The organism is Clostridium sp. MCC344, assembly GCF_018785365.1.
In the GTDB taxonomy this organism is placed as follows: domain Bacteria; phylum Bacillota; class Clostridia; order Lachnospirales; family Lachnospiraceae; genus Pilosibacter.
This window is the reverse complement of record NZ_WQPQ01000020.1, coordinates 201,993-228,817: the sequence shown is the minus strand read 5'-3', so window position 1 is coordinate 228,817 and position 26,825 is coordinate 201,993. Positions and strand designations below refer to the sequence as shown.

Here is a 26,825-nt window from a genome sequence, read left to right as displayed (position 1 = left end):
AATCCAGTTCCCCCTTTGCTTCCTATTTGTTCTCCATTCTGTTTAACGTTCCCGGTCTCGCAACAAGAAGATACCAAGTTCCGTTCGCTTTCTTCATCGTGTCTGTTCCCATGTCAAGGACATCCCCGTTCGCAAAGGAAGCTGTGAGTTCCGATTCCCCTGTCTGGACAACCGTGCTCGTTCCTGCCGCATAGTCGAAATACTGGAGTGTATTCCCGTATCTCGCCACAGCATACGAAAGCGCCGGGACTTCCACACTGCCGCCGTCCCAGCGAAGTTCTGTATTTTCAAGGAATATATAAGTGTCCACGCCGTCGAAGAGATATCCGCCGGCATTTTCCGCCTTCAGATTTCCGTCTCTGAGAACGACCGAGTTGTTCTCGATCGCCATCGTACTGAAATGGGACAGGCGGTATACGCTGTCATTTCCCGCATACCACGCGTAATCAAACGGCAGAAGTGCCATTCCGTCCGGCTGGTACAACGGTTTGGAATTCAGGGTCTGCGTTCCGTTTTCATCCCGGATCGTCACCTCTTTATCCGTGTACTGGACTCTGCATTTTCCTGTATATTCGACTTTTACATCTCCGAAATAGTTGTATGCTCCGTCCTTTAAGACGACGGAGTCCATATCTCTCTTAAAGATCAGGACCAGGGCAGCGATCACAAGGACTGCAGCCATGATCCCGAGGCTTAAGAGCCGGTCCCGGAATCCTCTGCCTTTTCTCTCTAATTTTGTTCTGCCTTTCATGACTGCTCCTCCATATCTTTCAGTAAAAAGTACGCGCTGTAAACGATCAGGAAAATTCCGAGGAATCCGAGGATCACCGCAACATAGAGGTCAAACCTCGTCTCCCTCAGGTACCCGCTCAGGACATTTCCGACCAGCAGAGCGACAAAGATCAGAATGCTGTTCAGAAGATCCCTTAAGAATACGCGTCCGCCGCCTCCGGCGACTGCTTTTGCCGCCGCAAGGAGGAAAAGGAAAACCAGATGCGGCAGCTCCATCTCGACCCGGAAGATCACGGACGAGAGGACGAACAGGAACCCGAGAAGCGATACTGCAAAACAGACCGCCTCCCGGTCGCTCCGGTTTATGAGAAATCCATAGACGCCGCGCGCTCTTCCGTTCCACGAAAACTTTCTTGTTCCGATCACAGCGAGCAGGGAACCGATGATTCCCGCCGCAAGCGTCAGCAGTATGAAGTTTTTAAACAGGACGATTCCCGCGATCAGTTCATCTATCATAGTCTCATTCTCCCGTGATCAGAAGTTCAAATTCGTTATGGCTGTGCATAAAATATCCGGTTACATTTTCGTAAGTCTCCGTCCTGTCCCCGCTCACGATCTCAACATTTCCTTTGATCTCGCCAAGGACCGGCATATAGTCTTTCAGGATCAGAAGGTTGTAGGTGCTGCTCACGATCCGGATCAGATCGACATGTTCGAGGACCTTAAGGCCTTCGTGAAAGCCGAGGATCCTGGCTGTCATAATTCCCTCCAACTTGATTCCTCCCTTTCTACTGTTTCTGTTTCATGCTGCCGATCATGAAGAACTCGTCCTCATCCCGGTCATCGTAGGAACCGTTTAAGATCGCCTCCACATCGTCAAGGACGTCTGCGATCTCAACATAGACTCCCGGGATCCCGGTAAAGTCCTGAGCTACGAACATCGGCTGTGTAAAGTAATTTCTTAACTTTCTTGAGCGGTAGAAGATCTCCTTATCCTGCTGGGAAAGCTCCTCAATACCGAGGACTGCGATGATCTCCTCAAGTTCCTGATAACGCTGGAGATAGGCGATGACCTTTTCATGAAGATCATAGTGACGTTTTCCGACACGCTCCACTTCCATTAAGGTACTCGAAGTCTGGAACACATCGACTGCCGGATAGAGACCTTTCTCTGCGACCTTACGGCTTAAAACGACCTGACCGTCGAGGTGTCCCATGATCGTCTGAACTGCTGCATCCGTGATATCGTCGGCCGGAATATAGATCGCCTGGAAGGAGGTGATGGATCCGTCTCCGGTGGAGTTGATCCTCTCCTCGATCTCGCTGACATCAGAGTCTAAGGTCGCCGGATAGCCGTTCTCGATCGGCATACGGTTCTCCATCGCGCTGATCTCGGAATATGCCTGAACTGCACGGTAGATATTATCGATGAAGAGGAGGACATCCTGATTTTTCTCATCTCTTAAGTACTCCGCGAGTGTCAGTCCGCCGTAGATCGCATGGGATCTCGATGCGGAGTTCTCTCCCATCTGTCCGAAGACCATCGCGATCTTGTCTAAAAGTCCGGATTCTTCCATCTCGTCGTACAGCTCGCGGCCCTCTCTGGAACGCTCACCGACTCCGGTAAATACGGAGTTGGAACCGAGACCCTGATAGACATTGTGGATCAGCTCCTTGATGACAACGGTCTTACCGACTCCGGCGCCGCCTAAAAGTCCCATCTTGAAACCTTTCTGCATCGGTGCAAAGAAATCAAGCGCCTTGATCCCGGTCCAGAGCATCGATCCGTTGACATCGATCGTTCCGAGCGGAAGCGGATCCGGATATACCGTGCGTTTTCCCTGGCTTTCGATCGGTTTCTTATCGATCGGATCACCATACGGGCTGAACACGCGTCCGAGGATCGCATCAGAATATTCCATCTGAAGTCCTTCTTCCGCTTTATAGACTTCTGTTCCTCTTGAAAGTCCGGCTACATTTGAAAAGGGAACAAGGCTGGCTATGTTTCCCTCAATATCTTCTACTTCAAAGCGGTAGGTCTTCTCTCCCTTGACCGCGTACATCATGTCTCTCTTCTTGACCTGTACGCCGGAGAGCAGAACTTCTACCAGCAGATCTGAAACTGAAATGATTTTTCCTGCTAACATGTTTCTTCCTCGCCCCTTTAGTACATCTTATTTTTAATGAAGGTATCAACAACCTTCTGGAATTCCACGTTTCTCTTTTCCCTGCGCTCTTCCATCACTTTCTCCTCCTCGATCTCATCGATCTTCTTTAAGGATTCGGTCGTTGCATTCTGGCGCAGGATGTTCTCTGCCGCACGGCTGTTCACGACTGCCAGCATCAGTTCGTAATACACATACGTCTCCATGAGGCGGATCATGATCCGGTTGATGTCTCCCTCGATCGCAAAATCCTCGGTATGCGTTTTCTTTCCTGACTCATCCCGGCTGATCGGGAAGATCTGGAGTTTCCGGAAGTAGATGTTCGTCGTATTCTCATAGTGGTTGTAGATCAGGTTGATCCCGGAACACTTCTTTGTGCGGATCTGCTTTTCCAGAAATTTCTGGATCCGGCCTGATTCCTCCTCCAGACGGGAATATGGGATCTGGTCCCAGACATTTTCAAGACCCGCAGAGCGGAGTTTCTTTCCGATCAGGATCTTCACATCCCCCGCCGGATCCTTGTGCAGCTGGTCATTCACCTGGGAATTGTAGTTGCTGCAGAAGCCGAAGTCGCTTCCGATGTAGATATTGATCTTCGGGGCATCTTCATTCACCCGGAAGATCTTTTTATCGAGGATCAGGTTCCGGTTGTTGACGATCGCTTCCATCATCGCGTAAAGCTGGTCTTCCATCATCAGATACTTGTCTGCCTGACGTTTTGCCTTATCGACACGGATCAGGGAATGGAAGTTCATGACTTTGACTACATTACGAATGCTCATTTCCCTCTGCCGCTCCTTCCTGTAAAATCGCGGAAAACTTGGAAATACATGTCTCTGGTGACTGCGGGCTGTATTTGTACTGGATCAGACCCTCAAGGATCTTTGCGCCTCTCTTTAATTTTGCTCTCATGAGCGGGCTCATCTCATCCATATTGGCGAGCTCATAAACTTCCCTCGTCTCGAGGTAGCTTAAGAGTTCTCTTCGTACTTTTGTACCGAGTTTCTTTACCTTCTCCTCCTGTACCGCTCCGCCAAGACGGGATACGGAGAGTCCGTAGTTGATCGCCGGTTTCTGTCCTTTATCAAAGTTTTTCTTTGAGAGAACGATCTGTCCGTCCGTGATGGAGATGATGTTTGTGGAGATATATCCTGTGATATCCCCGCCCTTTGTCTCCACGATCGGAAGGATCGTGATCGAGCCACCGTTTAAGTGCTGACATCCTCTCTCCAGAAGTCTGGAATGTGTATAGAAGATATCCGGCGGATATGCCTCACGTCCCGGTACATGACCTAAGAGCAGGCTGATCTCTCTGTGGACATCCGCATGGCGTTTCAGGTCATCAAGAACGAGAAGGACATCGTTTCCCTCCATCATAAACTTCTCTGCGATCGAAGCCGCTACATACGGGGTCAGGTAGAGCACCGGCGGCGTGTCATCATTGAATGCCGCGAGAATGATCGTGTAGCTCATGCAGCCCTTTGCAAGGAGCTCCTGATAGACGCGCTTTACCTGTTTTTTCGTCTTGCCGATCGCCACATAGATACATACCATATTCTTTCCCTTCTGGTTTGCGATGGCATCTAAAGTGATCTGGGTCTTTCCTGTCTTTTTATCTCCGATGATGAGCTGACGCTGGCCTTTACCGATCGGGTAGATCAGATCGATCCCGGCGATCCCGGTCTCGAGCGGACGGCAGACTTTTCCGCGGTCCATGATGGAGATCGGCTCATTCTCGATCGCGATCGGCTCTGCGTCCTCGAGGACCTGATCAGTCATTCGGTCGCGTCCGAACATATCAACGACTCTTGAGAAGGAGCTTAAAGCGAATGCCGCTTTGTAGGTCTCCCCTGTTCCGCGGACCTGATCTCCGATAAATACCGGTCCATTGCTCTTTACGACGGTGACACAGATTTCCGATCTGCGGATCGCGTTGACGTATCCCTCCGCGCCGTTTCCGATCAGGACTCTCTCCATGAAAACGGCATTTTCCAGTCCACGGACCGTCAGAATGTATTCTTTTACAGCTGTCACCAGACCGATTTCATAACTGTTGCGTCCGGCTTTGATCTCTTCAATTTTTTTATCAACCAGACTCTTGCTGTAACTTTCCATCTTTGCTTCTCCTTATATACTGTAATCGAACATCCGGTTTCCGCGGACAACGCGGACTCCCTCGCAGATCCCTTCATCGTAGACCGTCTCGACCCGCCCGTCTTTTCCGGCACTCTCCGGATTTCCGGTATAGACAGTCGTCTTGTCACTGTAAAGATCCGAGAATACGGAGGCATACTCGCGGAATCCGCAGGCATCCATCGTACCATTCTCATCAAGATACTGCTCCAGAATCTTTAACTCTTCCTCATCCAGACACTGTCTTAAGATCTGCTCCTGCTCTTCCGGATCGAGAGTTGAAAGACTGTATGCAGTTTCGAGCGGAAGATCCGTAAGGATCCTGCCGGCCGCTTTTCCGGTCTCTGCCATCGGACCCGGATCCAGAGAAAGGATCCCCCGGATCTCTGCGCTTCTGTCCACCGCAAATTCGTTCCGGACATTTCTGTATGCTTCGCCGAAATCTGTCTGTCCTGTCGATGCCGGCGGCAGCTCCAGACCGGCTGCGGGTGTTTCTGCGACAGTCTGGACCTTCGCCGGATTCTTTGCAGGCGCGTCCTTTTTCATCAGGTTGACTCCATAGAGCCGCTCTTTTTCTTCCAGTTCTTCAAGCTTTTTCTTTTTTTCCTCATACAGCCGGTCAAAGACGGAGAGCTCGCGCATATACCGCCCGTTGACCTGCCCGGTTACCCGGTCCGATACCTGCCTGATTACCAAAAACATAAATGCGATCATAAGCAGGAGAACCACCAGAACCGCCAGGAATATCATGACATACCGCATGGTCTTGCACCTGCCTTTCGATTAGTAGATCAGTGGATTGAAATAGAGAAGCAGGAATACAAACGCGAACAGTAACAGGAGCAGGACGGTCAGCACGACCGCCACCGTCATAATCCCCTGAATAACGTCAGATTTTGTCTCCGGGTTTCTTCCAATCGCCTCTGCCGCCTTGGAACCGAGAATTCCAAGACCGATCCCGGCGCCAAGGAACGCAAGTCCTAACATCCAGCCGATCGCTGATATTGTTGTGGATAAGATTGTCTCCATTTTTCTTTCCTCCATCTTGCGGGGAAATGTTTTCTCCCCGCTGCTTTTTCTTTATCAACAGGATCCCGATCCTGTTTTTCTCATAATAACCTGTTTCCGATTACTCCCCGACCTTCGTCTCATCTTCAGTCCTGATGATCAGAGGCTTGTCCGCCGGGATTGTCTCAAACAGCGGTTCAGCGCTCTTTAAGACGATCTCCGAATTATTTTCGGAAGAAGATCTGTCCGCGTCATCATTCACCGTTGTCCCGTCCGAAACATTCTGGGAAGATGCATCCTGGGAAGAAGCATCCTGGGAGGATGTACCGCCGGATGTGCTTCCGCCAGATGTGCTTCCACCGGACGTGCTTCCACCGGACGTGCTTCCGCCGGACGTGCTTCCACCGGATGTGCTTCCGCCGGATGTACTGGAGCTTCCGGAACCGCTTCCGCTGTTGTAATACGGGTTCTTTGCCGTGATCGTCTTTAAGACAGTCGCCTGACTGCTGTTCGCTGCAAAGATCTGAAGCTCCAGACGGTAGGTTCTCACATCTTCTCCAACCGCTGCATCAAACCATTCTGTGACTTCACCGTTTGCCGCTTCGCTGACATCGACCTCATTTTCGCTGAGTTCGTTTCCGCTCTCACCATAGAGAACGGCTCTTGCGCTGTACGCCGGATAATCGTCGTTGATGCTAAGAGCATACTCGATACCGGAGCTCGTGATGGAACGGACGGTGAAATCGCAGTTGACCGTCTTCGTCCAGACCCTCATGGTATCCATGACCTTGAAGGAACCTTCGTCCTCATCGCTCTCATCATATTCCGGATAGTAACCAAGTACCACTCGGTATTTCGTCTTGGGAAGAAGTTTCTCTGTAAAACGGTAATCACTGTCATCCGGGCTCACAAACGCGTGCGCGATATAATTGTCATCATTCGCAGAGTGATTTGCCTCATAAACACGCAGCTCGATCACACCATAGTATCCGAACGGGTCGGAAATTGCAAATGAAGTATCAATATAGGAAGAATCACTTGTCACCTGTTTTAACTGCATGGACTGGCGTCCTAAGATCGCCTGGTCGGATCCGCTGTTGTCGATGCTTCCGCCATCGCCTCCTCGTCCGCCGGATCCACCGTTTCCTCCTGCTCCGCCATCACCGCCGTTTCCACCGTTTCCACCGGAACCGCCGTTTCCGCCGGACCCACCGATACCTCCGGATCCACCGATACCTCCGGTGCCTCCGGTACCTCCGGTGCCTCCGTTTCCACCGAGACCGCCGTTTCCGCCTTTACCGCCGAGGCCGCCGCTTCCGCCGACACCGCCGCTTCCGCCGACACCGCCGTTTCCGCCGTCTCCGCCGCGGATCGTGTAAGAGTAGAGCTTCTGGCCGAGATTATACGGATCTTCCACGACTTTTAAAGAGCCGAGGACCTGACCGAGATCGACCGTGCGCTCGAGTCCGAGATCCAGTGCTTCATCCTTCACGGTAAATGTGATATCCCCGGTCTTAAAGGATTGTGCATCAAGGATCTTGAGATCAAGAAGGTCGTTCATCACATGGACATTTCCGGAGCGGTCGCCCACCATAAATGCCCAGCCTTCTGCCTGAAGGCTTCCGGTGTTGTCGGTGATCCCGCTTCCGGTCATCAGATATTTCCGGTCTGTCAGTTTGTAAAAGGCCGGTTCACTGAGATCCGTAATCTCATAGCGGGAGTCAAGTCTTTCTACGGTTCCATCCGGATAAAACCGGTAGCCGCCTCCGTAGACCGTCAGGGATTTTGCCCCCGGATCATACGCAACTGTCTGGCGTCCGAGAGAATATTCTTTCTTATTATCATCGACCAGATTGTATCCTTTATTCCAGCTGCGGTATATTTTTCCTTCTGAGCCAATCTCGATCTTTGCGTAGCTGTTGTCATATACGGTCCCGCCTGCGGGCACCGCATATTTCTCCGACTGAGTATTGGCTGCGCTCACGACCCCCACGCTGAACCCTGCAACGGCTGTTGTCACAGCCGCTGCAAAGATCACGAAGGACCGCTTTGCTTTTCCTGTTAATGCTCGTTTCATCTCTGTCGCCCCTTCTGTTACGGAGTAAATATGATCGTATCTTTATAGATCTGACCACCATCTTCTTTCAGGAACTGGATCGTTACCGCATACTGGACATCGTCCTCCGAAAGTTCGATCGGAATTGTCGTCGTATAGGTTGACGTTGTTCCTTTCTGTGTAAACAGTCCTGTCGTTCCTGCTGATACCGTCTTACTCTCGGTATGAGCTGTACCCTGGCTGTCAACCCAGTTTACAGTCGTCTGGATCATCTTGATGTTATCAAGATTATAACCGTTGTATACAAGGATCTGGATCTGGTTTCCTGCATTTCTCTTGATCTGGATGCTGTCGAAACGACCTCCCCAGGTATCCATCGTCTTCTCTGCAGACTCGTAAGCCGCAAAGCTCTGCTTCTGGGCATCGGACATCTTTTCGATCTCGCCCCAGGTAAGTCCCGTCTCGGTTCCCTTGTTCTCCAGATCTTTTCTCGCATAGATGTGGAGCTTGTATTCTTTGTTTGAATCAAGGCTGCTGATCTTATCTGTCGTGGAAACGGTCACAATACCGTCCGAGACATTCTTTTCCCAGACACACATCTGATCATTGTTTTCAACGATCTTGTTGTCGCTGTCGTAGAGTGCGATCACATATTTACCTTCCGCAAATGCCTTGTTCGGATCCTGCGGGGTAACCGAGATGCTGAGTCCCTGTCCGTTGTTTACCGGTCTCGTTTCTACATAGAAGCCAGGATCGATCAGCTTATCCCAGTTGATCGTTGCAAAATAATTTCTGTTTCCGATCACGGACTCACCATTTGCGTCTTTCGCACGGATATAAAGACGGTACTGATGTCCAGGCTGCATCAGTGTGTTCTTTGAGAGATCGATCTTTTCGGTCATCTCAGACATGTAGCTTCTCGCGCGGCCGTCCTTGTCGATCCATGTTCCATCGCTGTTCTTTGTATAGCCCATTGCCGCAAGGATCGCGTCATTGCCTGCCACAACATGCTGCAGTTCAACACCATTTACGACTTCTTTCAGCTCATAAGTGATATCGAAGCCCTCTGTCAGGGAAAGACCGTAGGAAACATTCACACTCTTGTCTGTGTAGCTTACATAGTTGATATCCGATGCTTTAATTCCGGTGATATCCATTCCGTCCATCGTCTGGACAAAGTAGATCGCTTCGCTGTTCCTGTCGTTGTCAAGAAGCTCCTTTAAGGTATCACTTCCCATTGCCTTTCCAAGAACGTGGATCTCATACTCGGTATTCTGGCTGAGACCGGTGATCTGGCTTGTATAGTACGCAGCCTGATCTCCCTCGATCGGGATCTTTTCCTCAAAGACCGGATCTCCTGTCGTCTCACCTCGTCTGTAGACGCGGACCACGATATATCTCTTTCCGTCCTCTTCTTCCGCCAGAAGATCACGGCTGTTGGTACGGAACTGGAGGCGGCAGGTTGTAAGCGCTGTCGTTCTCATAACATCATTGATCGTCGGACTTAAGGTTCCAACGTTCACAGACATCTGGTTTGCATCCGCATCCTTGTCGAACATGAGTTTTTTCTCCACCTTGAGAAGCGGCTGGAGTGTTCCGCCGACTTCCTTGTAACCGGAAGTTCCGAGACGGAGCTGGAGGACCTGTTTATTGAATTCCTCCTCCTTCTGTTCATCCGTATAGGAGGACGGGAAGATATTCGATCTATTCTTGAACTTCAGAAGAATATCTCCATCCTTTTTGTTCTTCTTCGCATCCTCCGGCCAGAGACTGTCAATCTTCGTCACATCGTTGACTGTATACACTGCCATCCACGGAGTAGACCGAAGGTACGGATCCTTGCGGACAAGATTGCCGTTTGCGTTGATCGTATAGTACCACTCCATATACTGGCTGCTCTCACCGTTGTCAAGGGACTCCACGATATAATTTCCGGTCGTGCCTTCCGCGCTGTTTTCATTGGCCGGTGCATTCGTCAGATAGTACTGACCTCCGAAGCCGGAATCATACTGAAGGTTTACTGTAAAGGTTACCTTCTTTCCGCTCGTAATTCCTTTTAAGAGGGAGAGATCATAACCCACATACTGGTTTCCTCCGTCTGTCGTTCCGGTAAAACCAGCATAGTAAGAGGTATACGAAGTTCCGCCTTCCGGTGTTCCTGTCACGGTTACGCGGCTGACACGGTTCAGATCGATCGCATTATTCTTTACGATAAACTCAAAGCGCACCGTATTGGAATTGTTTGCATATGACACACGGATAGCAAGGTTGTTCTTTATATCGGAAGGTTCCATCGGCGGCGTATACATATGGGACGCCAGCGACAGGGTTGCGGAGGTCGGTTGGCTGCCGTTCTCCATGACATCTTTCTCATTATAGAGGACCTGATTCATCTTGATGGTGTAGGCCTGTGTGGCATCTCCCATCGCCATCTTCATGATCCCGTAATCGCCATCTGTTCCGATATAAGAAAGTCCATTTGTTGTCGGTGAAATTCTCTTCGCACCGAGAAATACTTCGCCGAGTGTGGTATCGTCCGTAATAGCCGTCTGTGCGAGCATGGATGATTCATCCACATCGTCGTAGTGGTATTTCCACTGCACTCCGCCCTTCTCGATCTTTTCGATATACATCTTTACGTCCGGAGACTGCTTCGGTGTGTCGACAACTCCCGATGAGAGCAGGGTGCCCTTACTGAAGCTTCCTGTCACATTGTTCGGGAAGATATAGTTGGAGTTGTTTCGGAAGGTCAGTCTCGCCTTGTATGCAAATACATAGTGCCATCCTCTCGTGACGTTTGAGTTTGGTCCCGCAAAGATCGAGACGGTACCGTTCGACGGACTATTGAAGTATGAAGCAGCTCCGCCGTTCGTGTTGCCGACCTTCTCCTCCTCGCTCATCCGGAGTCCCCAGGTGTTCCACACGGAATCCATCGTGCTCGTCACGCCGTTTACCGGATCCATAAAGAAGATATTGATCGACGGGAGCGAACGGTCATTCGCATTGACCGGAAGCGTAAATTTCAGTTTCGGGGAGTTATCCTTGCCCCAGTCTGTCCACTCGGTCGGATCATTTCCCTTATCTGTATCGGAATCGTTCTCATATCCGAGAATATCCTTCTCCGTCATTACATAGTAAGTGACAGAGTTCGCAAGTCCGCCTTCGTTGTTGTAGTTCGCGCGGAGGTTATATCCGACGATCGTGTCGTCCGCAAGGTTATCTTTTGTCGTTCCCTGCAGATAGGAGTTTGCCTTCGCGTTCGTGATGGGAGTCACAGTCACACCGGAAGTCAGCGGGCTCGGGAAATCCGGAACCTTCTCATCGTAGCTTACGGAGTAGTAAGTGGTACTTCCCGTCTCGAACGGAAGCTGGTTCTCATAATTTGACAGGTTCTGGGCAGAATCTGCCAGGTAGGAGTAGTTATATGTATAGTCGTAAACACCGAGGATCGCGATCGTATACTTGGATGCTGTCAGCTCTGCGGAGGAAAGGCCGAAGGTCTGGGCGCTGATCTTTAATGCGTCCTGACGTCCGTTTTCGCCCCAGTACTTGCTGACGAAATCACCCGTATACGGTTTGCTGTTGTTCGTGTTGTCGATATAGACGTCAACCGGACCGGCTCCCAGCGGAGTTCCGGAGGTGTTGGCACCTGTATAGATCGCAGCACGGACCATCTTGACCGATTTCGTTGAAAGATTTGCAGTGTCTTCTGTATCGGTATCTTTACCGAAGTAGACCGATACACCGACGTTCACAGAGGAGTCCGGAACAACGTTCACGGAGATCGGGCTGTGCTCGCCTGTACTTACAACGCAGTCACCGAGATATGTCCTCGTGAAATTCTTTGTCACCGGATCCTCAACGTAGCCCCATGCGGAGATACGGTAGCTGGACTTTGTCTTTAATCCGTACTGGAGGATCGGAATGTTGTATTTTCCTTCACCATCTGAGTAGTTGGAGTCCTTGGAGTTTAAATTGATCTTCATCGTTGAAGTGTAGTTTCCGCTGCTCTCGATCATGATCTCCAGCGGATGGGTCTCTGATGAAAAGATCGTTCCGTACTCCTTCGGGTCGATGGTAAGAACACCGTTGAGAGTTGTGTTCTTATCGAGGTCTGCGATATTCTCATTCCAGGTATAGTAAAGGGAAACCTCACCCTTGGAAGTCATCATGAATCCGTCGGACGGATCACTCGTAACTTCAACATTCTTTTCGTTATCGTAATAATTCATTGTGACGCGCACAATGTACTGGTGACCTTTTTCGATCTTGTTATTTCCATCTTTTGTCGGTCCGATATAGAGGGAGGTATTCGGCTTCGTGGAAGTCAGGGTTTCGATCAGTGCCCCCCTGTTCTCCGGATCCAGGATCTCCCAGGTATAACCGGTAACTGCCTCATCCTCATCCTGTACTTTTACAGAGAGATCAAAGTAGGTCTGGCTGTTTGCGTAGCCGGCCGGTTTTCCGTCAAATTTCGGAGTCTTCTTTAAGGTCTTCCATGTCTGGGTAGTACCGCTCGTCTTCCAGACTCCGCCCACATAGGACTCAAGTTTTACACTGTAAGTCTTATCACTCGTAAGAGTATTATTTCCGCCGTTTAAGGCTGTAAAGTCAGAAGCCGTGTCGAGTGTTACGAGATTGCTGTGATCTGCAAGCTCGGTCGCACTGACCTCTTTTCTCATGATCTCTTTTCCCTTGGAATCAAGGATCGTGATCCTTGCCTGGGTCGCTTCGGAGTAATCCATTCTCTCAAGGGTTACAACGAATCCGTCTTCCTTCGCATACGCCTTATCGAGGTTTAATCCCGAACTGTCTGTATAGAATGTACGGTTGATGTAATCCCTGCTTCCCGTAATATTCTTTAACAGATACCCGGATTTTACGACCAGACGGTATTCCTGATCCGGACTTAAGTTGGAACATGTCACGGTGTAGGTCTCATCTGCCGCGAAGTTGATCCTCGTGTTGTCCGCTTCCCCACTTACCTCAAGCTCGACCGGCTGGCCGTTCTTATCGTAAATGTAAACGCTGCCTTCCTGACCGTTTAAGACATCGTCCTCATCGGTTACAGTGAAGGTTGCATCAAGAGTACCAGCTGTCAGCGTGAATTCCGTGATCTGGAAGGAGGCCTGTGCCTGGGTCTCCGGATTGTTTAAGCTTCCGTTCGTACCCTTTTTTCCACCGGATCCGTTGGAACCGCTCTGACCGTTGGAACCGCTTCCGCCATCGGAGCCATCATCTCCGCTGCTTCCTTCATCGCCGTCCTGGCCTTCGTTTCCATCTTCACCGTCTTCTCCGTCTTCGCCGTTGTTTCCGATCTTTCCTTCTTTTCCTTCGTCACCCTGCTCACCAGCCGCACCGGTCTCCCCGGCCGCGCCTGTCTCTCCTGCCGCGCCTTCTTCTCCGGACTGACCGTCGATAACGTCAAACTTAAATTCCGGTGCTACCCAGTCTTCTGCGGACTGCACCTGAATATTGTCATCTGCGTTTAAGAGCATCTCCTGAAATGTCATACGGCTGTTTCCCTGGGCATCAGAAATAATCTGGTCACCGAAGTCATAGCGGACTCCATTGCCCAGAGTAATATAGGTTCCATCCGCAACGACCTGATACTGATGGTTCTCATCCGCAAGACAGATAATTCCCTGTTCCGGGTATTCTGCCTCTATCCATCCATCAACTGCTATCTCCTCGCCGGAGGGCAGGTGTAAGGACGCGCCGTTTGAGTAGAGCATAAAGCGGTCATCGCCGATCTTCCAGATAAAGTTGTTGAAGGAGATCTCATTCCCGTTGTTCTCAACGGAGAATCCACCGCTTGAAGCCGCAATAACGGTATTTTTTTCTACTCCATAGTGGTTTACAAGTCCTGTGTTGATATCATCCAGATTTACAAGGACGCCATCGGACAGCGCACTGGCAGAACCATCTGCATAGTGCAGGAAACTTTCTTTCCCAACGCTGCGCTTTGTTCCTTCAACATCGTGAAAGACAAGTTCATTCGGGAATTTTCCTCTTACCTTTGTTCCTCCGGAGAAATAGTACGATTCCGGGGCTGTTTCTTCGCTCCCACTTTTCTCGCTTTGCGTACTTTGCCAATCTGACGACAGAACATAGCCATCCGCCGCCATCGAGGATTCTCTCGCTGATGACATAAAGATCCCGGCTGATAATGTTCCTGCGGCGGCAAGCAGCGTCGTTGCGCCGATCGCAATCAGTTTTCCGTATTTCGACATTTTTTCTCACCTCTTGATTATGCTGGGGACATATCTGTAAGCTTTTTCACATACTTCTGTTCATAAGTATCCCATAATACATAATGCTACCATGTTTGGAAAAAAATGTCTATATTTCTATGGTTTTTTGCCTATTCGCGTCGATTTCTGTACTAAATACATAAAGTTTGATGGATTTTATCCATTCCGTTCAGTGAAATTTCAGAGCTGTTATCCGTGTAGCGACAGATTTTGTCCTGCTTCTCTTCCTATTATAATGTGTCTTTTTATAATATGTCTCTGTGCCATAGGGAACTTTTTGAATTTTCCAATCATAAAAATAGACTACACCTTGGCACATTCTCTTGTCTCGCGCGGTCGCTTGCGACAATCTACATCTTCGCGCGGGTGCGCACCATTGGCGCGTTAGTGCCTTTTGTGTAATAGGAAATTCCTCGGAATTTCCTATTACACAAAAAATGCCTCCGGATATCGTTACTGTATCCATGAGGCATCTTTCTCTTCTTATTTAGTTCACCATATCTTCCAGATCTTCTACTTCCCCGGCGATCATGATTCTGGTCCCGGAATCCATAGACTGGATCAGCATTCTCACATAGGACTGGGCGAGCTGGATCCCGCAGAGAGATCTGTTCTTCGCACCGGACTGCTGACAGTTTACAACCAGAGCCGGATAGCCTTCCGCACCCTCCTCCGGTTTTAATATCATTCCAAAGTTGGAAAAAGCACGCATTGCTTCCAGATTGACAAACTGAGTTGTCAGAAGTCCTTCCGGCTTCTTTCCGGCGATCACGCCGAAACCGTCTGCTTCCGGATCCGTGATCCAGTAATCATTTTCCGTAAGTTTCCGGTACGGTGCAAGACTGCCCGGATCATTCTCACTTCCGAAGGTGCTCTCCAGACGGTAAACACCATACACCTCAGAATCATCATCCTGTCCACCGGAAACATAGCAGTTGACCGAAAAATTTTCCTGCCAACCGGTATCCGTTCTCGAGAGGTAGAGAAGTCTCGAGTTCCCCGGAAGCTGTTTTCTCTTCGCGCGGACAACCTTCTCGCTGGAGGTACGATCTTTTGTTGTTTTTACTGTATCTGTTTCGGTGTCCAGATTATTGATGATCAGGAGCAGGCTGTTTACATCGTCACCAATCCCCATCTTATCGATCCAGCGTCCTTTATCCTGCTGGGTCTTCCAGCCGAGGTCTACCTCTACCTCATCATCGGGCATCTCTGCGTCCATCGTGATCGTATCGACTTGCGCAGATCTTACTGCGCCAGACGCAGTGCCGCCGAAAATCCCGATCGCCGCTGTCAGCGCAAGAACTATCGCAAATAAGCGTTTCCGCATGCAAAAATCTCCTTCTCTGATCCGGTCCCGCCGCAAAGCTTACTGCTTTCGCATTCCCACAGGGATCACGTTTTTCGAAAACCGGATATAAAATCGAATTCCTTCCGGGATCTGTAAAGACAGACCCACGCTTATATGTATCGTACCATACTTTACACCGCTTGTCACTGAAAAATCTACACTGACGAAATTTTGCCACAAAAATTCCATAATAAAGGCTGCCCTTTCGGACAGCCTCTTTCCTTTAATATAAATTGCTGATTTTTCTGTTGTCTGCCATCTTACTTCAAATACTTCTCAAACCACTCCATCATCTCCGTCATTCTGCGGATTCTGTGTTTCGGTTTACCGCTTCTTGAGAGTTCGTGGTTCTCGCCATGGAAGAGGCACATGCGGGCTTCTACACCAAAGTATTTTAACGCGGAGAACATCTGGATCGCGTCGCCCATCCAGCAGCGGTAGTCTTCGTCCGACTGGATAAAGAGGGTCGGGGTTTTCGCCATGTTAGCGTATTTTAACGGGGAGTGCTGCCACATCTTTTCCGGGCTGTTCCACGGATCTGCCTTGATCTGATCCATATTGAAGTAATAGCCAATATCGGTGGTCATGCACTTGGATACCCAGTTGGAGATACTTCTCTGGGAGCAGGCCGCTGCGAATCGTGTGGTGTTTCCGATCACCCAGTTTGTCATAAATCCGCCGTAGCTTCCGCCCATAACGCCCAGGTGCTTCTCGTCAACCTGCGGATAGCGCTTCAATACCTCATCTGTGAGTGCCATGCAGCATTCAAAGTCGATTCCGCCGTGCTTTCCGGTGATGTCTGCGAACTCATTTCCGCGTCCGTCACTTCCAAGCGGGTTCGTAAAGAATACGAAATATCCGGCATTCGCGAATACCTCACTCTCGTGGAAAAAGGTCGGTCCAAAGGTTGCCCGCGGGCCGCCGTGGATCGTTAAGATACCAGGATATGTCTTATTCGGGTCGAAGTTCACCGGTTTGATCACATAGCCGTCCAGCTCCAGATCTTTATATGTAAAGGTAAACTCCTCAACCGGGCAAACACTTCTCTCCGCCATCACCGCGTCGTTAAAGGAAGTGAGCTTCGTCTCCTCTTTTCCGTCAAAGGCGTAACACTCAGTGAGTCCCATATCACGCATGCCTGTAAAGTAAATGGTATCGCCGGACTTCGCCAGTGTGTGGACGCTTCCCTGGCGGTCCACGATCGTCTCCATGTGACCCTCAGCGTCAAAGGTACGAATCACGCTCTGTTTTCGCAGCGTCGCGATAAAGTAGATCTTGTCGTCGTCATGGATCGCGGAAGCTCCGTCCGCAAACTTGCAGTCGCAGCAGATCGAGTTGTGGACGCTGTCATCATAGTCGGAAAGAAGCTCTACCCTGCCGTTCTCCACCGTATACAGCTTGTCATTCTCATTAAAGCCGTATTCTTTCATATAGGAACCGAAGAAGGTTACTTTTCCCTTGAGGATGCACGCGTAATCGATGCTCATATCCTTTTGCTCTACAAGAGTCTTTAACTCACCCGTGGAGATCGTATACTGCTTTAATCCCTGGTAGACATCCTTTTTATCCGTGTAAAGGCTGGAAACATAGAGGATCGTATCATCGCCCTCGACCCAGGAACTCTCGACATTCTCGTAATCCGGAGTCACAATCTCACAGGAACCGCTCTCCATGTCATAGACTGCAAGTCTCGTTCTCTTCTTATTTACAATGCCCTGACCATTCGCCCAGAACGGAAGCTCATCGAAGACTTCATAGTCTTTCTCGTCCTTCCACGCCTTTAAAGCAGCTCTCTTCTCCTCGCCCTCTTCCATGTGGGAGAGATCCGGCTTGTTGTAATCATATTTCACTGTGAGGACAAGTTTCTTTCCGGCTTTTTTCATCTTCACTGCCTTATACGGAACAGCGAACGCGAACTGTGCCTCACCGCCATGGATGTTCAGGGTGTAGAAGCAGGTCCAGTCTTCCTCGTTCTTCGCTTTTTCCTGATAAGTCTTCTCACGGTCCGCAATAAAGAGGACAGTCTCGGAATCCATCCAGATAAACGTGCGCTCTTTCTTTACGCTTGTCAGTCTGGACGTTTTCTTTGTCTCCATATCATAGAGCCATAAGCAGGACTCATAGCAGTTGTCCTTCTCGTTGGCATCCACCACCGCCATCACCGCGTGCTTTCCATCCGGTGCCGGGGTAAAGATCGTGGGATAATGATAATTTGTAAAGTCTCTGATATCGATCTGTTTCATGGTTCCAGGTCCTCTCTTTCCTTTTTATATATGTAGTTTTATCGCAGGATCATTTCCCTGTCAAATTTATTATACTTACAAAAGAGGCTGCCCTCACAGCCCTGCACAGCATCCACTGCATCCATTTCTGTCGGCATTTCCTATTACACAAAATACCCCCGCCAGAATACCGGCGGGGGCATACGAATGTCTCCTTATTTGCCTTCCGTCAGATGGCATGCCACGAAATGATTCGGTTCGATCTCGCGGAGCACCGGTTCCTCGCTTCTGCAGCGGTCTGTCGCATACGGACAGCGGGCAGCAAAACGGCAACCTGGCTTCGGGTTGATCGGGGAAGTGATCTCACCCTTTAAGATGATACGCTCTCTCTTCTTTTTCAGGCTTGGTACCGGAATTGCAGAGAGCAGAGCCTGTGTATACGGATGAGTCGGCTTATCGAAAAGCTGCTCAGACGGAGCTTTCTCGATGAGCTGTCCAAGATACATAACCGCGATATCATCCGCAAAGTGGTTGACAACGGAAAGATCGTGTGTGATGAAGATATAGGTCAATCCCATCTGTTCCTGAAGATCCTGCATCAGGTTTAAGATCTGTGCCTGAATGGATACGTCAAGGGCAGAAACCGGCTCGTCGCAGACGATAAGCTTCGGCTTCATCGCAAGCGCTCTCGCGATACCGATACGCTGGCGGCGTCCACCGTCAAGCTCATGCGGATATGTATTGATCAGGCGGTCTGCAAGGCCTACGACCTGCATCAGCTCACGCACACGGTCCATACGGGCTTTCGGGTCTGTAATGAGCTTCTGGAGCTTTAACGGCTCAGCAATGATCTCACTGACTGTCTTTCTCGGGTCAAGGGACGCGTACGGGTCCTGGAAGATCAACTGCATGTCACGTCTTAAGAGACGGAGTTCATTTTTGTTCTTTTTACATACATCCTCACCGTCGAAAATGACCTCACCGGAGGTCGGCTCGATGAGACGTAAGATCGAACGTCCTGTGGTGGACTTACCGCATCCAGACTCACCTACGATACCGAGGGTCTTTCCACGTTCCAGAGTGAAGTTCACGTCATCGACCGCATGGAGCAGTCCCTTTGGAGTGTTGAAATATTTTTTCAGGTGTTTTACTTCAAGGATCGTATCTGCCATTACTGCTCACTCCTTTCAATGGAAAATCCAGGCTCTTCGTAGCGGACGCAGCGCACATAATGCGTATCGCTCGCCCACTTCTTTTCCGGTCTGTCTTTTTTGCACGCTTCTGTGCAGTACTTACATCTCGGGGAGAACGGGCAGCCTTTCGGAAGGTTTGTCGGATCCGGCATCAGGCCCGGAATCGGCTGAAGTCTCGCCTTGCGGTCCTCAATGTTCGGAAGCGAACCGAAAAGACCTTCTGTGTATGGGTGCATGGTATGGTTGAAGATATCTTCCAGAGTTCCATGCTCAACGATCTGTCCAGCATATACAACGGAGACCTCATCACAGACCTCTGCGATAATTCCCAGATCATGGGTGATCATGATCATCGCGGATCCAAATTTCTTTCTTAAATCCTTCATCGTCTCGAGAACCTGTGCCTGGATTGTCACATCGAGAGCGGTTGTCGGCTCATCGGCAAGAAGGAGCTTCGGGTTGCAGGCAAGAGCCATAGCGATAACGACACGCTGCTTCATACCACCGGAGAACTGGTGCGGATACTCGCCGAAACGTTCTCTCGGGATACCTACCACTTCCAGCATATCGCCGGCTCTCTGTTCAGCCTCTTTCTCACTGATCTTATCATGGAGCTTGATAACCTCGGCGATCTGGTCGCCGACGGTGAGCACCGGGTTTAAGGATGTCATCGGATCCTGGAAGATCATGGAAACGGTATTTCCACGGATCGCCTCCAGCTCCTTCTGCGGCATATTTAAGATATCTTTTCCGTCAAGAAGGATGGAACCGTTTTTAATAACTCCCGGCGGGTCCGGAACGAGACGCAGGATTGAAAGAGCGGTTGTTGTCTTTCCGGATCCGGTCTCTCCTACAAGTCCTAATGTTTTTCCGTGCTCTAACTGGATATCGATGCCGTTTACCGCCTCTACAACGCCGTCATCGGTCTCATAATGGATCACAAGATCCTTAATATCAAGAATTAAGTTTTTGTTATCTTCCAATATTTTGTCCTCCCTACTTCTTCAGTTTCGGGTCTAACGCATCACGAAGACCATCGCCTAACAGGTTCAGGGAAAGGATCGTAATGATGATCGCAATACCCGGGAATACGGTCAGGTGCGGAGCGTTTCTTAAGTAAGCACGTCCGCCGGAAAGCATTGCGCCCCACTCCGGTGTCGGAGCCTTTACGCCGAGGCCCAGGAAGCTTAAACCGGATGTGGAAAGGATCGCGGATGCAACCTTTAAAGATACCTGAACGATGATCGGTGCCATACAGTTCGGGAGAATATGGGAGGAAATGATCTCGAAGTTGTTTGCTCCGATACATTTCGCCGCCTCTACAAATTCCTGATCCTTTACGGTAAGGACGGAAGCCCGGACGATTCTCGCATAGCCAGGGACAGAAGAGATCGCGATGGCAAGCATTAAGTTGAAGATGCTCGGTCCAAGTGCGGATACGATCGTGATGGAAAGAAGAAGGCTCGGTACCGCAAGGAAGATATCCATGATACGCATGATCACGTTATCGATCTTTCCGCCGTAGAAGCCTGCGATCGCTCCTAAGGATCCGCCGATCAGAAGTGCGATGGATACGGCTATAACGCCAACGCTTAAGGATACTCTTGATCCGTGAACAAGACGTGCCAGAATATCGCGTCCGAACTCATCTGTTCCGAGCCAGTGAGCTGCGCTCGGAGTCTGGAGACGGATAGCTGTGTTCTGTTTGATAACAACGGTATTGTAATCGAACAGGAAATCCGCAAAAATGGAGATCAACACGAGGAAAACGACGATCCCAAGTCCGATCATTGCCATTCTATTCTTTTTCAAACGGCGCCAGATCTCTTTAAACTGGCCGCGCTTCTTTACAGTCGCGCCGGATGCCGCTTCCTGATTCTTTGATGTTCCCATACGCTTTCCTCCTTATTTTTTCTTATACTGCGCTTTGATACGCGGGTCAATGAAAGCGTAGAGAATGTCCACGCAAAGGTTTACGATACTGAAGGTAATGGTCATCATGATAACGCCGCCGAGGACTAACGGGGCATCTTTACTCTTGATGGAGTCTACCAGGAGACGGCCAACGCCCGGCCATGCAAATACGGTCTCGGTAAGAGTCGCGCCGCCAAGAAGGGAACCGAACTGAAGTCCGATAACGGTAACGACCGGGATCAGCGCATTCTTTAATGCATGTTTCCGGATCACCATCTTCTCCGGCACACCTTTCGCTCTCGCGGTACGGATGTAATCCTGACGGATGACCTCAAGCATGGAGGAACGTGTCATACGACAGATCAGCGCCGCATCGCCAGTACCGAGTGTGATCGCCGGCATGATGTAGTTCTTCCAGGATCCCATACCACCGGACGGAAGCCATCCAAGGTTTAAGGAGAATACGATGATGAGCATTAAGCCCAGCCAGAAGTTCGGGGTCGCGACGCCTAGCAGGGCGGCGACCATTCCGACATTATCGATCGCGCTGTACTGCCTCGTCGCACTGATGATACCGATTGGGAGTGCGATCGCTACTGCTACCAGGATCGACCAGAACGCAAGCTTTGCTGTATTCGGGAATGCAGCCATGATCGTCGGGAAAACATCACGTTTTGTCTTGTAGGATTTACCCATATCGCCGTGAAGAAGGTTCAGCATATATTTTCCGTACTGAACGATAACCGGCTGGTCAAGTCCGAGGTCTTTTCTTGTCGCTTCGATCGTCTCTGCGTCTGCCGACTCACCTGCGATCATCGCTGCTGTATCACCTGGTGAAAGGCTTAAGATGAAATAAACCATAAAGGTTACGCCGATCAGTACCGGGATCAGCATCGCAAGTCTCTTTAACACATATTTGCTCATGCACACCATCCAATCTACCGCATCCCGCGGCTGTTTTTTTGTGTTTCCGAAACCCGTCTGTCGGGGCCGAAGTTCCGGATCCTTGTCTCAGGGTTTCTGGAATGTTTTCCGGGCTTTCACCGGATTCTGGAAAGAGGTACGGATCCCTTTTCGTGACCCGTACCCTGTTTTTGCATGGACTCTGTCCTTTTGGGGATCAGATATTATTTTTCGTAATGGCAGTTGCCAAGGTAATGCTGTGCGCCTTTGTGAAGCTTGAAGCCTTTTAAGTCTGCGCGGACACCAACATTATCGTATTTGTAGTATAACGGGCACCACGGGGAAATCTCGTGGAGACGATCCTGAAGCTCCTTGTAGAGACCCATACGCTTGGTATCGTCGCTTTCCTTCTGAGCAGCGATGATGAGCTCATCGACCTTCTCATCTGTTAAGAATGCACGGTTACCGGTCGCACCATGGTTCTCAGAGTAGAATAACTGGTAGGTGCTTCCGTCTGCGTCAAAGCTTGTGTTGGACCATCCGAGGATGAACATCTCATGATCGCCTGCATTTAAGGAATCAAGGAATGCGCCCCACTCATATGTAGAAATATCAACGGTGATTCCAACTTCAGCGAGCTGTGCCTGAACGATCTGCGCGGAACGTGTACGAACGTCACCGTTTACATAGAGGTTGCACTCAAATCCATTCGGATAACCTGCTTCTGCAAGGAGCTCTTTTGCCTTTTCCGGATCATACGGATAAGCTTCCTCCTCTTCAGACCAGCCCGGGATCGTGGAGTTGATATAGCTGTTTGCTACAGTTCCACGTCCCTCAACGATCGTATCAACGAAGGTCTGCTTATCCAGTGCGTAGTTGATTGCCTGACGGACTCTCTCATCGGAGAACTTCTCTTTCGTTGTATTCATTCCGAGATACTCGATGGAAGAAGACGGCTGGGAAAGAAGCGCTACGTCGGAGTTTGCTTCCACATTCGCACAGTCTGTCGGGTCAACGTTCCATACAAGATCGACTTCTCCTGCCTCAAGAGCGATCGTTCTTGCACTTCCCTCCGGGATTACGCGGACGGTAATGGAGGTTGCGATCGGTTCCTCACCCCAGTATTTTTCGTTTTTTGTAAGGGTGTAGTGATCGTTCGGAACCCACTCCGTAACCGTGAACTCACCGGATCCGAGTACATTCTCCACATCGCCGTAAGCATCGCCTGCTGCTGTGACAGCTGCCTCAGAAACGATACTTAAGTTTGTCTGGGTAACGATTGTCTTGAACGCTGCGTATGGCTGTGTAAGCTTGAAGGTTACGTGGTAATCATCGTCAGCGATAACCTCTGCGATCTTTGAAGTATTGGACTTTGTCTTCGGCATATCCTTCGCACGGTCATACGTAAACTTTACATCCTTCGCAGTTACCGGCGTTCCGTCAGAGAAGCACGCATCCTCACGGAGCTTGAAGGTATACTCTGTATCACTCTTCATCTCATAGCTCTCAGCCAGATCAGGAACAAGGTTACCGTCATCGTCGATATCCATCAGTGTGCTGTATACGTGATGGATCAGTACTCCGGATGTGGTATCCTGCTGTCCTGCCGGATCCAGTGTTACAACATCTGCACCCTGAGCCACAACGATATCCGTCTTTGTGATCTCGCCGCTTCCGCCGTTATCGGTAGTTGTCTGCGCGCTGCTGCCTGCCGGTGCGTTTATAGACTGATCAGCGTTCCCTCCTCCGCAGGCTGTAAGGATCATAGCTGCTGCCATTGCCATTGCTGTTGTTCTTGCAATACCCCTTCTTTTCATTCACAAATTCCTCCTGTTATTTTCTTCCGCTCCCCACAGCGGTCGTACTTCATAACGGTAGCATATGTCAGTATTCACTATACCCGTCATGCAGTACTTAGTTCGTTCTTATAGACCAAGAATAACAGTTTTGAACATATTTGTCAATAAAATTCAATTTACAAGGGGTTGTTTTAGCAATTTTCACAAATTGCTGTGACCTTTTTTGTATTGTATTTACTATACTCCTATTAAGCTAATAGGTTGAACTGTCCGAAGATCCACTGCCTATAAACCGTCTTTAACGAAGTCGATGCTGCCGATCGCACTTCTCACTTCCGAGAGGCGCCCACGGCGTTTATTCGTCTCCTCCGGGTTATCCATGGCAGAGAAATATATCAGGGCGTTCGCCACAGACATATATCCCATCACGGAATTATAAAAGAACAGGTCGTGGTTATTGCAGGTAAAAACGGTCGTTCCGTAGGACGCGATCGGTGAAGTCCTCTGATCCGTGATGGCGATCTGCGGGATCTTCTTCTTGTCGAGATATCTTGCGGTATTCACGATATGTTTCGCGTATCCGGGTGCGGAAAAGATGATCGCGCAGTCCTCCGGCGTGGCGTGGGCCAGATAGTTATTGTAGAGAGCCCGGCTCAGATTCGAGAGATCGAGCGCCTCCAGTCCCAATGTCAGGAGTCTTCTCGTCGTATAGGCACAGAGCCCTGTCACCAGCTCGCTTCCCACCACATAGATCTTCCGGGACTGCCTGATGATGGCCACCGCGGAGAGGATATCCTTTAAGGAGACCTGTTCAAAGGTCTTCGCGATCACATTTTTCTCGTTCGTGACAAACTCCCGGAACATTTCTTCCTTATCGTGGTCACCGTACCGGATCCCGCCCACATGATCCGCGATTCTGTTTAAACCGTCCCCATGGACCAGTCTCGTCTGTAAATGTTCCCGCAGACGGTTCTTCATTTCCACGAAGCTCTGGGCCCCGATCTTCTTCGTGAACCTTAATATGGTCACCTCCGTCACACCCAGTGTCTCCGAAAGCTCTTTCAGGGAGTAAAAGCAGACCTGATCCGGATATTTGAAGATAAAATCCGCGATCCTTTTCTGAACCGGGCTGAGTTTTTCATAGCTTGCGTTTACTTCTTCGAGAATTCCCATGCTCATCTCCTCCTGTTTTACTATTCAGCCCTATCCCCATTTTATCAGCGAATTCCCTGAATAGTTATAATTCACTATACATCGTACTATACATGATAGTGACATTATAACCGAACAATCCATGCATTTCCAGTATTTTTTGTGTAATTTTCAAAGAATGTGCCCTTACACCTCCGGGCATCCCGTGTGACCGCTTGCGGCGATCTGCATCTTCGCACGGTTGCGTGTCGTTGAAAAGGGGCAGACACCTTCATGTCTGCCCCCGTCTTTCACATTTTAAATATTATCAATCTTCATAGTGGCAGTTGCCAAGGTAGTGCTGTGCGCCCTTGTGAAGCTTGAATCCCTTTAAGTCTGCGCGGACACCGACATTGTCGTTTTTGTAGTATAACGGACACCACGGGGAGATCTCGTGGAGGTATACCTGAAGCTCTTTATAGAACTCCATACGCTTGGAATCATCACTCTCTTTCTGTGCGTTGATGATCAGCTCATCGACTTTGTCATCGGTTAAGAATGCACGGTTACCGGTTGCTCCATGGTTTCCAGAATAGAATAACTGGTAAGTACTTCCATCCGCGTCGAAGCTTGAATTCGACCATCCGAGGAGGAACATCTCATGCTCACCTGCATTTAAGGAATCGAGAAGAGCGCCCCACTCATAGGTAGAGATATCAACCGTGATTCCAACCTCTGCAAGCTGGGCCTGAATGATCTGGGCGGAACGGGTACGAACGTCGCCGTTTACATAGATCTTGCATTCGAATCCATTCGGATAACCGGCTTCCGCAAGAAGTTCTTTCGCCTTCGCCGGATCATACGGATAAGCTTCCACCTCGTCGGTCCAGCCCGGGATCATCGAGTTGATGTAGCTGTTTGCTACAGTTCCACGACCCTCAATGATCGTATCAACAAATGTCTGTTTATCCAGCGCGTAATTGATCGCCTGTCTGACTCTCACATCCTTGAATTTCTCTTTTGTCGTATTCATACCGAGATATTCGATGGAAGAAGACGTCTGGCTCAACAGCGTCACATCCGGATTTGCCTCGATGTTCGCACAGTCTGTCGCGTCAACGTTCCATACAAGATCGACCTCTCCTGCCTCAAGGGCAATGGCGCGGGCGCTTCCCTCCGGGATCACGCGGCAGGTGATCGTTGTAGCGATCGGCATCTCACCCCAGTATTTTTCGTTTCTTGCAAGGGTGTAGTGATCGTTCGGAACCCACTCGGTAACTGTGAACTCACCGGATCCGAGAACATTGTCAACATCACCGTAAGACTCTCCCGCTGCTGTGACCGCTGCCTCGGAAACAATACTAAGGTTCGACGAAGTAACAATGGTCTTAAATGCCGCATATGGCTGTGTCAGCTTGAAGGTAACATGGTGATCGTCATCTGCGATAACCTCTTCGATCTTGGAGGTATTGGATTTCGTCTTCGGCATATCCTTCGCACGGTCAAATGTAAACTTTACATCCTTCGCTGTAACCGGCGTGCCATCAGAGAAGCATGCGTCCTGTCTCAGGGTGAAGGTATATTCCGTGTCACTCTTCATCTCGTAGCTCTCTGCCAGATCCGGAACAAGGTTGCCATCATCATCGACATCCATCAAGGTACTGTACACATGTTTCATAAGTACACCGGAAGTGGTATCCTGCTGTCCTGCCGGATCCAGGGTCACGACGTCAGAGGCCTGGGCAAAGACGATATCTGTCTTTGTGATATTTCCGCCGCCGGAGCTTTCCGCTGTTGCCTGAGTCTCACTGCCGCCTGCTGCCGCGGTCGTTGCCGCTGCATTGTTTCCGCCTCCGCACGCTGTCAGCACCATTGCTGCTCCGACAACGGCTGCCACCGATCTCGCTGCTGTTCTTTTTTTCATTCACATGCCCTCCTTCAAGTTATTTCTGTTTCGTCAGAGTGTT

General features: G+C 49.9%; 19 protein-coding genes. All 19 read right to left on the bottom strand.

The window, feature by feature from the left end:
• Positions 1 to 22 precede the first annotated feature (22 nt).
• Entirely contained in the window at positions 23 to 751 is a 729-nt protein-coding gene (locus GPK90_RS05875; RefSeq protein WP_118531987.1) for a hypothetical protein, read from the bottom strand.
• Positions 748 to 1,248 carry a hypothetical protein gene (locus tag GPK90_RS05870; protein WP_118597876.1) on the bottom strand — a complete coding sequence of 167 codons (501 nt, stop codon included), beginning with the start codon at positions 1,246 to 1,248 and terminating at the stop codon, positions 748 to 750. The genes GPK90_RS05875 and GPK90_RS05870 overlap by 4 nt, the downstream gene beginning before the upstream one ends.
• 4 nt (positions 1,249 to 1,252) lie before the next feature.
• Positions 1,253 to 1,492 (bottom strand): hypothetical protein, encoded by a 240-nt coding sequence (locus tag GPK90_RS05865; protein WP_118531983.1) that lies wholly within the window; start codon positions 1,490 to 1,492, stop codon positions 1,253 to 1,255.
• 28 nt (positions 1,493 to 1,520) lie between these two features.
• Positions 1,521 to 2,879 carry a F0F1 ATP synthase subunit beta gene (gene atpD / locus GPK90_RS05860; RefSeq protein WP_118531981.1) on the bottom strand — a complete coding sequence of 453 codons (1,359 nt, stop codon included), beginning with the start codon at positions 2,877 to 2,879 and terminating at the stop codon, positions 1,521 to 1,523.
• Positions 2,880 to 2,896: 17 nt separating this feature from the next.
• Complete coding sequence (locus GPK90_RS05855) at positions 2,897 to 3,679, bottom strand: F0F1 ATP synthase subunit gamma (RefSeq protein WP_215702489.1); 783 nt, start codon at positions 3,677 to 3,679, stop codon at positions 2,897 to 2,899.
• Positions 3,666 to 5,012 (bottom strand): F0F1 ATP synthase subunit alpha, encoded by a 1,347-nt coding sequence (locus GPK90_RS05850; protein WP_215702488.1) that lies wholly within the window; start codon positions 5,010 to 5,012, stop codon positions 3,666 to 3,668. The genes GPK90_RS05855 and GPK90_RS05850 overlap by 14 nt, the downstream gene beginning before the upstream one ends.
• 12 nt (positions 5,013 to 5,024) lie before the next feature.
• Complete coding sequence (locus GPK90_RS05845; protein ID WP_118531975.1) at positions 5,025 to 5,792, bottom strand: hypothetical protein; 768 nt, start codon at positions 5,790 to 5,792, stop codon at positions 5,025 to 5,027.
• A 21-nt stretch (positions 5,793 to 5,813) separates the two neighbouring features.
• A complete protein-coding gene (locus GPK90_RS05840) occupies positions 5,814 to 6,059 on the bottom strand; it encodes a F0F1 ATP synthase subunit C (RefSeq protein WP_182426812.1) in 246 nt (81 codons plus the stop codon).
• A 100-nt stretch (positions 6,060 to 6,159) separates the two neighbouring features.
• Complete coding sequence (locus GPK90_RS05835; RefSeq protein WP_215702487.1) at positions 6,160 to 8,115, bottom strand: hypothetical protein; 1,956 nt, start codon at positions 8,113 to 8,115, stop codon at positions 6,160 to 6,162.
• 17 nt (positions 8,116 to 8,132) lie between these two features.
• Positions 8,133 to 14,327: a hypothetical protein gene (locus GPK90_RS05830; protein WP_215702486.1), complete on the bottom strand. Its 6,195-nt coding sequence runs from the start codon at positions 14,325 to 14,327 to the stop codon at positions 8,133 to 8,135.
• A gap of 508 nt (positions 14,328 to 14,835) precedes the next feature.
• Positions 14,836 to 15,675 (bottom strand): hypothetical protein, encoded by an 840-nt coding sequence (locus GPK90_RS05825; protein ID WP_215702485.1) that lies wholly within the window; start codon positions 15,673 to 15,675, stop codon positions 14,836 to 14,838.
• A gap of 281 nt (positions 15,676 to 15,956) precedes the next feature.
• The gene (locus GPK90_RS05820) at positions 15,957 to 17,939 is read right to left on the bottom strand and encodes an alpha/beta hydrolase family protein (RefSeq protein WP_215702484.1); all 1,983 of its coding nucleotides are present in this window, start codon (positions 17,937 to 17,939) and stop codon (positions 15,957 to 15,959) included.
• Between the two features lie 194 nt (positions 17,940 to 18,133).
• Positions 18,134 to 19,090 carry an ABC transporter ATP-binding protein gene (locus GPK90_RS05815; RefSeq protein ID WP_015554648.1) on the bottom strand — a complete coding sequence of 319 codons (957 nt, stop codon included), beginning with the start codon at positions 19,088 to 19,090 and terminating at the stop codon, positions 18,134 to 18,136.
• A complete protein-coding gene (locus GPK90_RS05810; protein WP_118735511.1) occupies positions 19,090 to 20,094 on the bottom strand; it encodes an ABC transporter ATP-binding protein in 1,005 nt (334 codons plus the stop codon). Before GPK90_RS05810 ends, GPK90_RS05815 begins: the two co-directional genes overlap by 1 nt.
• Positions 20,095 to 20,107: 13 nt before the next feature.
• Positions 20,108 to 21,004 carry an ABC transporter permease gene (locus tag GPK90_RS05805; protein WP_021904909.1) on the bottom strand — a complete coding sequence of 299 codons (897 nt, stop codon included), beginning with the start codon at positions 21,002 to 21,004 and terminating at the stop codon, positions 20,108 to 20,110.
• 12 nt (positions 21,005 to 21,016) lie between these two features.
• The gene (locus GPK90_RS05800; protein WP_117469697.1) at positions 21,017 to 21,949 is read right to left on the bottom strand and encodes an ABC transporter permease; all 933 of its coding nucleotides are present in this window, start codon (positions 21,947 to 21,949) and stop codon (positions 21,017 to 21,019) included.
• Positions 21,950 to 22,152: 203 nt separating this feature from the next.
• Positions 22,153 to 23,745 (bottom strand): ABC transporter substrate-binding protein, encoded by a 1,593-nt coding sequence (locus tag GPK90_RS05795; protein WP_215702483.1) that lies wholly within the window; start codon positions 23,743 to 23,745, stop codon positions 22,153 to 22,155.
• Between the two features lie 267 nt (positions 23,746 to 24,012).
• A complete protein-coding gene (locus GPK90_RS05790) occupies positions 24,013 to 24,900 on the bottom strand; it encodes a MurR/RpiR family transcriptional regulator (RefSeq protein WP_215702482.1) in 888 nt (295 codons plus the stop codon).
• Positions 24,901 to 25,186: 286 nt separating this feature from the next.
• Positions 25,187 to 26,782 (bottom strand): ABC transporter substrate-binding protein, encoded by a 1,596-nt coding sequence (locus GPK90_RS05785; protein WP_215702481.1) that lies wholly within the window; start codon positions 26,780 to 26,782, stop codon positions 25,187 to 25,189.
• Between the last annotated feature and the right edge of the window lie 43 nt (positions 26,783 to 26,825).